The organism is Aquiflexum sp., assembly GCF_977115555.1.
Genome location: NZ_CDSBKL010000652.1, coordinates 1 through 1,284, shown reverse-complemented (window position 1 = coordinate 1,284; position 1,284 = coordinate 1). Strand labels below are relative to the sequence as shown.

The window sequence follows — 1,284 nt, the reverse complement described above, 5'->3', positions numbered from 1 at the left end:
ATTGCTCTCTTGTTTGCAGGAAACCATTGAGCAACCAAAAAAAGTGACAAAGAAGATAAGTCTAGAGATATTTTTCATATTCCATCCTTCATTTAATTTTTATAGTTTACAAGCCATTAATTCCAAGATTTGGATGTCTTTTCAACCAATTTTAGCCATAAGGGAAAAGATCAACCTGAAGAACTTTTCCTTTTTTTGAATGCTCTTCCCAAGAAATAAACCAGCGTCAAAATCCCTATCAAGATAGCTAATCCCTGTTTTTCCCCAAGGGAAAGGTTGAACAGGAAAAAAGAAATAATGCATGCAGATACAATAGGAACAGCAATTCCAAAAGGAATTTTGAATCCGCCTGAATCAAATCCCTCCATTTTCCGAAGTCGGATCACAGAAAGGGAAACCCCAAAATACACCAATAGCATGCTCGCCGATGCGATAACAGCCAATTGCCTGAATCCTCCCAAAGAAGCCATGGTAAACCCAAGTCCTGCATAAACCAATATCGAAACATATGGAGTCCTGAACTTCCTATGGATATGGCCAAGTTTGGAAATAGGAATAATCCCATCCAAAGAGAACCTGAAAATTACCCTCGGCACATTCAGTATTTCTCCGCTCAACATACCGAACATCGAAATTCCTGCACCAATAAAAAGAAGGGTATATCCTATAGGTCCAAAAATAATTTTAGCCGTTTCCGCCAAAGGTGCTTCTTTAAATTCAGGCAATTGACTGCCCAAAACCCCCTGAGATACCAATTGAATCAGGATATAGAGCAAAAGCACAAATGAGATTCCGATAAAAATCGCCCTAGGAACTGTCTTTTGGGGATCTTTGATTTCCCCGCCGATAGTCAATCCTGAATCTCCTCCCTGAAAAGCAAAAAACAAAATCAGGGAAGCTTCTCCAAACTGTTTGACAGTTAAGCCGGATTCCCACGATAAATTGGACAATTGAACGTCCTTCCAGCCAAAAATCACCAACAATAATAGCGGGATCAATTTTGCAACAGTATTGATCTTAACCAAGCCGATCCCCTGTTTGACGCCTACGACATTGAGTGTAGCCAGACCTCCAAAAATCAAAAACAAGGTCAAAACCCTGATATAAGGATTTTTAAAAACAGGAAAGACCAAACCCAAAATCTCAACCAGTGCATTGGACACCGCAGCATCTGAGAATACACCTCCCATGATCAAAAATACAGCAGTCAAAAATCCCGGAAATGCCCCAAAGGCTGTACTTACATAGGCATATCCTCCACCTGTATGGGTGATTTTACTCCCC

1 protein-coding gene is annotated in these 1,284 nt (G+C 40.3%); it reads right to left on the bottom strand.

Annotated elements, in window-relative coordinates; translation table 11 throughout:
* Positions 1-170 precede the first annotated feature (170 nt).
* Positions 171-1,284: APC family permease (locus tag ACZFYI_RS20440; RefSeq protein ID WP_462525961.1), on the bottom strand; the 1,114-nt coding region annotated here is incomplete at its 5' end.